We start from the raw sequence: 9,564 nt of genomic DNA on the forward strand, positions 1-9,564 counted from the left end.
GGACTCCTGTGCGGTTCTTGACAGTTCTTCGGGCGCGCCGAAGAGCGCCCCGTTCGGGCGTTCGGTGAAATCGTTGTGCGGGTTAGTTGTCGGATGCTGGCTGGAAAAGCTCGTGGCCGGGAATGGAGCCCAGCAGCTTTCTCGTGTAGGGATGCCGCGGGTTCCCGAAGATCTCGTCGTTGGTATCGGATTCGACGATCTCGCCGTCCTTCATCACGCAGACGTAGTCCGCGATCAGCCTTACCACCGCGAGGTCGTGGGAGATGAACAGGAAGCTGAGGCCGAGCTCGGCCTGCAACCGGTCCAGAAGCCGGAGGATCTGCGCCTGCACCATGACGTCGAGCGCGGAAACCGGTTCGTCGCACACGATGAGATCGGGGTTGAGGGCGATCGCCCTGGCGATCGCGACGCGTTGCCGCTGTCCGCCGGACAGCTCGGCAGGGCTGCGATCGACCACGTCCGAGGGGAGGGCGACTTGCTCAAGCAGCTCAAGCACCCGTGTCCGTCGTTCCTTCTTTTCGCCGCGCTTGTAAAAGGCCAACGGCTCCTCGATGATCCTGCCGATCGTGTACATCGGGTTCAGTGAGGAGTACGGATCCTGGAAGACCGGCTGGACACGCTGCCGGAACCGGGCGAGCTGCGCCTTGCCCATCGCCGCGATGTCCTGCCCCTCGAAGGAGATCGAGCCCGAGGACGGTTCGATGAGCCGGAGCAGCATCCGGGATGTGGTCGTTTTCCCAGAACCCGACTCGCCCACGACGGCCACCGTCTTGCCGCGCGGGATCTCGAAGGAGACGCCGACCGCGGCCCGGATCTCCTTGCGCCTGCCCCGGGGGCGGTAGATCTTGGTCGCTTCCCTGACCTCCACGAGGTTCGGCTCGCCGTCGTTGCGCTCACCGTGTGCGGCATGACCGGAAACAGCGCGCGCCGCCGCGATGGTCGGAGCGGCCTCGATAAGGGCCTTCGTGTACCGATGGCGCGGATCCGCCAGCACCTCGCCGGTGGGCCCCTGCTCGACGATCTCTCCCTTGTTCATCACGATGATCCGCTCGGCACGTTCGGCGGCGAGGGCCAGGTCATGGGTGATGAGTAGGACCGAAGTGCCGATCTCGGCGGTCATCCTGTCGATCTGGTCGAGAATCATCCGCTGGACGGTGACGTCGAGTGCGCTGGTCGGTTCGTCCGCGATGAGCAGCTTCGGCCGGCAGGCGAGCCCGATCGCGACCAGCACGCGCTGCCGCAGCCCGCCGGACAGCTCGTGCGGATACTGCGCGGCGCGGTGTTCGGGCTCCGGGATTCCCGCTGCCGCGAGCGCGTCGTGGGTTTTCCGCCGGACGTCGCGCTTGGTCGCGGCCCCATGTGTCAGCAGGGTCTCCGCGACCTGGGCACCGACTTTCATGCTGGGGTTCAGGTTCGACATCGGGTCCTGCGGCACGAGGCCGATGAGGCGGCCACGGACGCTGCGCAGCTCGGCTTCCGACTTCGTGGTGAGGTCGGTGTCTTCGAAGCGGATGCTCCCGGCCCGGATCCTGCCGTTGGCGGCGAGCAGTCGGATGACGGACATCGCCATGGTGGACTTGCCGGAACCCGATTCGCCGACGATCGCGACCGTCTCGCCGCGCCCGACGCGCAACGACACGCCCTTGACGACGTCCGTGGAACCGTTCGGGCCGGTGAAACCGACGACGAGGTCGTCGATAGTGAGCAGCGGCCGCCCGTCGGGGTCGGGGGACTCACTCATGGGTATGCACCTTCTCCTTGGGGGTGACGCTCACCAGAGGCGCTGGCCGGCGGCTGTGACGACTCCCGGACGACGAGCTTCCGGGGTGCCGTGATCGGGGGGATCGCAGTGCCTTGTGCCTCGCCCTTGACCATGCTGATGAGCCTGTTGGTCGCGGCTCCGGCGATCTCCTGGACAGAGCCGCTGACCGAGGACAGCGACGGTACGAGGTACGGCGCGAAGTCGAGGTCACCGAAGCCGACAACGGCGATGTCGGTGCCGACGGTGCCGCCGAGGTCCTTGATGGCACGCACTGCGCCCACGGCCAGTTGGTCGTTCGAGGCGAGCACACCCCTGGGCCAGGGCCCGACGCGCAGGTGCGCCGCCATGGCGGAGTACCCCGCCTTGTAGTCGTAGCCGTCGGTGACGATCCGGATCCCGTCGGTCTGCCGGTGACGGCGGACCACACTGCGGAAGCCCTGCCAACGATCCTCGGCCGGGATCGAGCCCCGGATCGCACCGAGGAAAGCGAGCGGCATGCCCCAGGCCTCGGCGAGGTGGGTGGTGGCCTGCTCGGCACCGGAGTAGTCGTCGTAGAGAATCGTCGGAACGTCCAGGCCCGGAATGGTCTGCCCGATCGTCACGACGTGAATCCCCCGCTCGACGATCCTCTCCAGCTGTGCGCGGATCTCCGGAATGCCGAGGTCGTCACCTGTGTTGATGATGATCCCGTCGACGCCCTCGTACGGGATGCGGGCGAGGTAGCTCAGCGCCTTGGCCCGGTCGTGGCCGAAGCTCTTCAGCTGGAGCGCGAAACTGTGCTCGGCGCACACCGTGTCGACCGACTTCGTGATCATCGAGTACCACGGCTGCGAGATGTCGCCGACCAGGAGGGCCAGACACCGGTGGGAGCCTGATCGCAGGCCGGAGGCCGCCCGGTTGGGGTGGAACGACAAGTCATCGGCGACCTTCAGTACCTGTTTGCGCGTCTTCTCCGCCACCAGCTCCGGACGGTTGAGCGCCCGGGACACGGTCGAGATGGAAAAGCCGGTGGCCTCGGCGATCTTGGCCATGGTGCCGGTGTCCGGTTTCGTCATGCCTTGCCCTATCTCCCGGCTCGGGCCGCTAGTCATGCGTATCCCCCGAGAACGTCCCGACCGCGAACATCTGGTCTCCCCTCAGCTGAGCTTGATCTTCGGATTGAAGTAGGCATACAGGATGTCCACCACGAAGTTGATCAGCACGAAGATGATGGCGATCACCAGAATGCCACCCTGCAACAGCACGGTGTCCCGCTGACTGATCGCCTGGGACAGGGCCAGACCTATGCCCGGCCACGCGAACACCGTCTCGGTGAGCACGGCTCCGCTGAGCAGGAAGCCGGCTTGGAGGCCCACGACGGTGATCACCGGGGGCATCGCGTTGGGCAATGCGTGCCGGTACACGACCTTGTGCTCCGGCGTGCCGCGGGATCGGGCGCTGCGCACGAAGTCGCTGCTCATGACATCGAGCATCGACGCTCGCGTCATTCTCGCGATGACCGCGATTGACCACGCCGCGAGTGTGAGTACCGGAAGGATCGCGTGGGCGGCGACGTCACCCAGTCCTCCTCCGCCAAGGACGCTTCGCATGCCGCTCACCGGTAGCCAGCCGAGGGTCAGACCGAAGAGCATGATGAGGATCAGGCCCAGCCAGAACGACGGCATGCTGGTGAGAACGAGCACGAACACCGTCAAGCCGCGGTCACGCAACGAGTTCGCCTTCAACGCCGCCCAACTGCCGAGCGCGATTCCGAGAACCGCCGCCACGACGACGGCGGGAACCGCGATGACCGCGGTGTTCACCAGTCGTGACAAGAGCACGTCGAGCGCCGGCTGATGAAAGGACGTCGAGACCCCGAGATCTCCTCGCAGAAGATTTCCCAGGTAGATCAGGTATTGGAGGAAGATGTTGCGGTCAAGGCCGAGCTCGTCCCGCAGCGCCTGCTTCTCGGCCTCGCTCGCGTTGCCGCCGAGCCGCACGTCGGCGATATCCCCCGGAATGATCTGGCTGAGCAGGAAGACCGCGAACGTCACGCCGAAGATGACCGGGAGCAGCTGGAGCGCCCGTTTGCCCGTGTACCTGAGCATGTGTGCCTCCTCAGGCCTTGTTCCGCGTTCGCGGATCCAGGTGGTCACGGACGGCGTCGCCGACCAGGTTGAATCCGACGGTGAGAATGACGATCGCCAGCCCGGCGAGGGTCGCCACGTGCGGCGCGCTCAACATGGCGGCCCTGCCCCCGTTGAGCATCGCTCCCCAATCCGGCGCCGGGGGTTGCACGCCGAGCCCGAGGAAACTGAGGCTCGCCGCCAGGATCACGTTCTTGCCCGTCTGGAGCGCGCCGATGACCACCAGCGGGCTCACGACGTTCGGGGCGATGTGCCTGGTGGCGGTCCGGAAATGTCCCAGGCCCAACGTGAGCGCTGACTCGACGTAGGGCTGTTCCTTCTCGCCCAGGACACTTCCGCGCACGAGTCGGCCAACCTCGGGAATGGTGACCACGACCATCGCGATGATCATCGATCCGGTGCCCGCCCCGAGCGCGGCGCCGATGCCCAGCGCGAGCAGGACGCCCGGGAAGGCGAAGACGACGTCGAACACGCGCATGACCACCGCGTCGATCTTGCCGCCGACGTACCCCGACAGCAGTCCGATCAGCCCGCCGATGACCAGTGCGATCAGTGTCGGCACGACCGCGACGAAGAGGGCGAACCTGGCGCCGTGGATCAACCGGCTCGAAACGTCCCGTCCGAGCTCGTCCGTCCCGAGGAGGTGTCCCTGGGAGAACGGCGACAGATACCGCTGATACGGGTCGGCAAGGATCGGGTCGTGTGGCGAGATGAGATCGGCGAAGATCGCGCAGAACACGACCGCACCGATGATGACTACGCCTATGACGTGGGCGGGTTTCGTGAAGGTCGAAAGCAAGTCGCTGAGCATGCGACGTTGGGGAGGTACGGATTGCTCGACGACACCAGCCGCCATCTCGATCATCCTCTCGGTCCCGGACCGGCTGGCTCAGGCCACAGTCCACAGGCGACCGAGGTCGGGGATGACGTCCGGCAGGCCAAGCGTGCGCAAAGCATTCCAGAGCGTCGACTGGTTGCTGCTGACCACCGCGGCACCGGTGTCCATCTCGAGATAAGGCAACGTCTCGAAGGTCCGGTAGGTGCCACATGAGATGAGGATGGCGTCCGCGCCACCCGCCTTCTTGTACACCGACTTGCCGAGCCGGTAAGCACTGTCGGCGTCGTGGGTGCTGGCGTCGTACGGGTCGGTCATCTGGAGGCCCTCGATCGCGCTCACCTTGATGCCGTGGCTCTCGAGCGAGGCCGCCAGCGCGTCGTTCACTTCGTCGGTGTAGATGGTTGCGACTGCGACGGTGCTCGCTTCGAGAGCTTGAAGTGCCTTGACCGCCGACTGCTGCATCGTGATGGCCGGAATCCCGGTGTGCGCCGTGATCTCGCTCGTGATGCGCTCGTCGGCCGCGGGTCCCTCGAGGAAGGTCCCCGGCGCGCCGCATTGCACGATGAGATCGACCTTGGAGGTCGCGAGCTGGCGCGACGCCTCCAGCACCTGCGACATCATCACCTTCAGGCCCCCCTGGTCCACCTTGGGGACGATGGTGCGCGCATCCGCGAAGGCGACGCCGGTGGGGGCCACGCTACGCCACTCCTCGGCACCCTCGATGGCGGTCGCAGGGCGGATCTGGCCGATCTTTGCACGCCAACCTAGAAGCATTCTGAGTTCAACTCCTCGTGTCGTGGTTCGTTGGCAGAGCCTGCGGCCTGCCCGATCGCCTCCCCCATGCCGTTACGAAACGCCGAAGGAACCTGATCGCAAGGTGCGGAGCCTCAGTGCGGAGGTCGCCGGGGAGCGCGTCGACCAGGACGATAGACACAGCGCAACATCGATGTCAACGATTGCAGTGAAGCTGCGACATGCCAGCCCTGGCCCAGGGTCGCATCGCGACGAGCACCGTCGCGCCAGAGCCGAGCACGCCAGGAAGCCGCTCCCATACCGCCTCGCCGAGCACCCCCCAGATGGCGCGACTTATTACGAAAGCCCTTTCATAATAGAAAAATTAGGGCACTGGCTGCGCTGAAACCGGGCGCCGGGTGAACGCGTTCGCGCCTCGCGGACCTCTGTCGCCAGCCCCGACCGCGCCTGTTGACAAGCCGGGTTGGCCGCCTTACGTTCTCTGCTCATATCGCAATCGTTTGCAACGATCACGGAGTTCCCATGAGAATGCGCGCGAGGCGTACCGTGTCCGCCGTTCTTGCCGCCACCTCCCTTCTCGGCGTCGCCGCCTGCTCCGGTGTGACACAGGGGGACGGCGACCAACGGGTCCTTGTCATCGCCTCGGGAAGCGAGCTCCCAGCACTCGACCCGCAGAGCATCAGCGGCACCATCGGCCTTCGCGTCACCGACGCCATCTACGAGACGCTCGTTCGCGAGGATCTCGAGACAGTGACCAAGAAGGCCCCCGAAGTCATGCCAGGCCTGGCCGAATCCTGGAACGTCTCGGCGAACGGTCTGGTCTACACCTTCGAGATCCGCGGCGGCGTGCAGTTCCACGACGGTACGCCACTCGACGCCGCGGCCGTCGCCGCGAACTTCGAACGCCTGATGGACGACCGCTCGGCGCTGTACAACCAGGTCGCGAGCGCCAACATGAAGTTCCTGACCCGCTGGATCGCCAGCGCCAGGGCAACCGGACCGTCCACCTTCACCCTCACCCTGAAACAGCCGTTCGCGGAGCTTCCGCGTCTGCTCACGGACCGCCGGATGGCGATCATCAGCCCGGTGGCTCTGGCGAAGTACCCCGGTGACGACGTCGGGCGGCATCCGGACGGTACCGGTCCCTTCCGGATCGACAGTGTGGAGCAGGGCACGGATCTGCACCTCCACGCCAACAAGGCCTACTGGCGGGGCATCCCGAAGCTCGATGGCCTCGTGTTCGTGAACATGCAGGACCCCACGACGATGGCGGCCGCACTGCAGACCGGCGAGATCGATGCGATCCTCAGCGCGAGCGCGGAGCAGGTCAGGCAGCTGCAAGGCCAAGACGCGGTGGTGCAGTATCCGGACCCCGCCAACCAGTACTTCATCCGGCTCAACACCAAGGCGACGCCAACCGACAATCAGCAGTTCCGCCAAGCCTTGAACTACGCGATCAACCGCGACGGGATCATCGCCGCGCTGGACGGCATGGGGCAGGCGCTGGGCGGGCCGATCCCGACGGGCAACGACGCCTTCGAAGAGGGCGCTCAGCCGCGATACGAGTTCAACCAGGACGAAGCTCGCCGACTCATCCAGGCCTCAGGTGTCCAGCTGCCGGCGACCGTCAAGGTCTATGCGCCGAGTGGCGGTCCGGGCTTCGCCCAGGCGAGCCAGATCATGTCGCTCATCCAGCAAAATCTAAAGGACGTCGGTGTCCAGCTCGATGTCGAGTACGTCGAGTTCACTTCGCTGGTCCAGCTCGAGAGCCCCGGATACAACGCCGACGTCAACGGCTCCTTCAACGGCTGGACAACCGGCGCGGACAGCGGGTACTGGCTTGAGCGGATGTTCGGCCCGGACCAGATACCCAGGGCCGGCGTGAACCGAGGCTGGTACGTCAACACCGAGCTGGCGCCGGTCTTCGACGAAGCACGCAACAGCATCGAACCGGAGAAGCGCCGCGGTCTCTACCGCGAAGCCGGCAACGTCATCGCCGACGACGCCCCCTGGGTCTTCCTCTACCAGGACCGCCTGTCACGGATCTTCCGGTCGAATGTCACAGGAATCCACGAGACCCCCAGCGTGTTCGTCGACTACGCAACGATCAGCAAGTCTTGACCACATGCTGAACGAGGCCCCGCAGCGCTTCATGGCGGCGGCTGGGAACCACCCTCACGAAGCGCTGTGGTGTCAGATCTCCGAGATCGCCTTCGGCGGCCGACCCGGGCAGGAACTAGCTCCCTCCTGGTGCCCAGGTCAGCGAGAGTTCAGTCGAGGTAGTCGCGCAGCGCCTGAGCGCGGGACGGGTGACGCAGCTTGGACATGGTCTTGGACTCGATCTGCCGGATGCGCTCCCGGGTCACGCCATATACCTGGCCGATCTCGTCCAGTGTGCGCGGCCGGCCGTCAGTGAGGCCGAACCGCAGCCGGACCACGCCGGCCTCCCGCTCGGACAGCGTGGCGAGCACCGACTGCAACTGGTCCTGCAGCAGCGTGAACGACACCATGTCCACGGCCGCCACGGCTTCGGGGTCTTCTATGAAGTCGCCGAGCTGGCTATTGCCCTCGTCGCCGATGGTCTGGTCCAGCGAGATGGGCTCCCGGGCGTACTGCTGGATCTCCAGCACCTTCTCCGGGGTGATGTCCAGCTCCTTGGCCAACTCCTCCGGAGTCGGCTCGCGACCGAGGTCCTGGAGCAGCTCACGCTGGGCGCGGCCGAACTTATTGATCACCTCGACTATGTGCACCGGGATCCGGATGGTGCGTGCCTGGTCAGCCATGGCCCGCGTGATCGCCTGGCGGATCCACCAGGTGGCGTAGGTGGAAAACTTGTAACCCTTGGTGTAGTCGAACTTCTCCACCGCGCGGATCACGCCGAGGTTGCCCTCCTGGATCAGGTCCAGGAACGCCATGCCGCGACCGGTGTAGCGCTTGGCCACGCTGACCACCAGCCGAAGATTAGCCTCCAGCAAGTGGTTCTTGGCCTTCTCGCCGTCGCGGACGATTGAGCGCAGGTCGCGGCGGAGTTCGGCGGTGAGGCTTGCGTGTTCCTCCTCGGCGATCCGCAGACGTTCAGCAGCAAAAAGTCCCACTTCGATCCGCTTGGCGAGCTCGACCTCGCCTTCCGCGTTGAGCAGGGCCACCTTGCCGATCTGCTTGAGGTAGGCGCGGACGGAATCGGCCGACACCGCGAGCGCAGCGTCCTTGCGCGCCTGGCGCAGGGCCTCCGACTCCTCCTCGTCCCAGACGAAATCACCAGCGCCCGACGAGTCCTGTTCTTCTTCAGGTTCCTCCGACCGGCGGTCTGCGGGATCGACGTCGGCGGGATGGGTTGGCGCCGAGTTTCCCATCGTTACCGCTTCATCCCGGCCAGGGGCAGAGGGGGCGTTCACTGTGGCAGCCATATCAAGCCTGGCCGACGGTGCGCAGGTGACGAAGGGCCCGCCCATAAGAGCCCAGCAGCGTGCTCTCCGAGGAACAACAGCGGGAAGAACAGAGATGCATGGTGACGGGCGAACCCTTGGCCAACCCGCGCCGGGCCCGACCGTCGGTCTCGGTAAACGCGATCGCGCTTCCATTAACATCAGGGTCACGGTCCTCGTGATTCGGGTCGGCATGATGCCGGTTGTGCTTATCCGCCCACCAACCGAAGCTCAGCCCGATACCGAGATTGCCGCTGAGAAACCCGACAACATCGTTGGCCCGGCGGGGCCTGAGCACCTGCCGATGCCCCGCATCGTTGCCCGGGAACCCTGCCTGAGCGAAGACCATCGCAAGAGCGGCCGCGACGGCCAACTGCCACCAGGACCGCCCCAACAGCACGAAGGCCACCCACCCGCCCACGAAGAGAAGGGCGATCATCGCGATCCGGACAACGTAGTAGACCGGGCGGCGGTTGAGCAGCCCAGCTTCCTTCACACGACGTAGCAACTCCGAGTAGTTGCTACGGGCACGGACGACGGTCTCGGCTGGCTGCATCGGCTCTCCATGTCGCCTGCCAGCCTGAAGGGACCACCGGTTTGCCATGAGCATGGGACCGGGTTGCGTCCGGTCGCGGGCCGTGTGCTGATGGTGTCCGACGA

At 65.7% G+C, this 9,564-nt stretch carries 8 protein-coding genes; 1 reads left to right on the forward strand and 7 read right to left on the reverse strand.

Annotated features, from left to right (window positions below; all coding sequences use genetic code 11):
• Positions 1–82: 82 nt before the first annotated feature.
• From ACWDKQ_RS26190 to ACWDKQ_RS26210, 5 genes are read right to left on the reverse strand one after another with little or no spacing between them, the layout of a single operon-like run.
• Positions 83–1,741 carry a dipeptide ABC transporter ATP-binding protein gene (locus ACWDKQ_RS26190; RefSeq protein WP_450141419.1) on the reverse strand — a complete coding sequence of 553 codons (1,659 nt, stop codon included), beginning with the start codon at positions 1,739–1,741 and terminating at the stop codon, positions 83–85.
• Positions 1,738–2,853: a LacI family DNA-binding transcriptional regulator gene (locus ACWDKQ_RS26195; RefSeq protein WP_450141420.1), complete on the reverse strand. Its 1,116-nt coding sequence runs from the start codon at positions 2,851–2,853 to the stop codon at positions 1,738–1,740. Before ACWDKQ_RS26195 ends, ACWDKQ_RS26190 begins: the two co-directional genes overlap by 4 nt.
• 45 nt (positions 2,854–2,898) lie before the next feature.
• Positions 2,899–3,849, reverse strand: a complete 951-nt coding sequence (locus ACWDKQ_RS26200) for an ABC transporter permease (RefSeq protein WP_450141421.1) — start codon at positions 3,847–3,849, stop codon at positions 2,899–2,901.
• 10 nt (positions 3,850–3,859) lie between these two features.
• Positions 3,860–4,744, reverse strand: coding sequence for an ABC transporter permease (locus ACWDKQ_RS26205; protein ID WP_450141422.1), 885 nt, complete (start codon positions 4,742–4,744; stop codon positions 3,860–3,862).
• A gap of 33 nt (positions 4,745–4,777) precedes the next feature.
• Positions 4,778–5,422 (reverse strand): maleate cis-trans isomerase family protein, encoded by a 645-nt coding sequence (locus ACWDKQ_RS26210; protein WP_450141423.1) that lies wholly within the window; start codon positions 5,420–5,422, stop codon positions 4,778–4,780.
• A gap of 603 nt (positions 5,423–6,025) precedes the next feature.
• Here ACWDKQ_RS26210 and ACWDKQ_RS26215 point away from each other — a divergent pair.
• Positions 6,026–7,600, forward strand: coding sequence for an ABC transporter substrate-binding protein (locus ACWDKQ_RS26215; RefSeq protein ID WP_450141424.1), 1,575 nt, complete (start codon positions 6,026–6,028; stop codon positions 7,598–7,600).
• 149 nt (positions 7,601–7,749) lie between these two features.
• Here the strand turns inward: ACWDKQ_RS26215 and ACWDKQ_RS26220 are convergent, their stop codons facing one another.
• Positions 7,750–8,832 carry an RNA polymerase sigma factor gene (locus tag ACWDKQ_RS26220; protein ID WP_450141425.1) on the reverse strand — a complete coding sequence of 361 codons (1,083 nt, stop codon included), beginning with the start codon at positions 8,830–8,832 and terminating at the stop codon, positions 7,750–7,752.
• A gap of 55 nt (positions 8,833–8,887) precedes the next feature.
• Entirely contained in the window at positions 8,888–9,460 is a 573-nt protein-coding gene (locus ACWDKQ_RS26225; RefSeq protein ID WP_450141426.1) for a fatty acid desaturase family protein, read from the reverse strand.
• Between the last annotated feature and the right edge of the window lie 104 nt (positions 9,461–9,564).

This window comes from Saccharopolyspora sp. NPDC000995, from assembly GCF_053599315.1.

Coding starts and splice junctions, on each gene's coding strand:
- ACWDKQ_RS26190 (WP_450141419.1), bottom strand. CDS start 1,741: ATGAGTGAGTCCCCCGACCCCGACGGGCGGCCGCTGCTCACTATCGAC.
- ACWDKQ_RS26195 (WP_450141420.1), bottom strand. CDS start 2,853: ATGACTAGCGGCCCGAGCCGGGAGATAGGGCAAGGCATGACGAAACCG.
- ACWDKQ_RS26200 (WP_450141421.1), bottom strand. CDS start 3,849: ATGCTCAGGTACACGGGCAAACGGGCGCTCCAGCTGCTCCCGGTCATC.
- ACWDKQ_RS26205 (WP_450141422.1), bottom strand. CDS start 4,744: ATGGCGGCTGGTGTCGTCGAGCAATCCGTACCTCCCCAACGTCGCATG.
- ACWDKQ_RS26220 (WP_450141425.1), bottom strand. CDS start 8,832: ATGGGAAACTCGGCGCCAACCCATCCCGCCGACGTCGATCCCGCAGAC.
- ACWDKQ_RS26225 (WP_450141426.1), bottom strand. CDS start 9,460: ATGCAGCCAGCCGAGACCGTCGTCCGTGCCCGTAGCAACTACTCGGAG.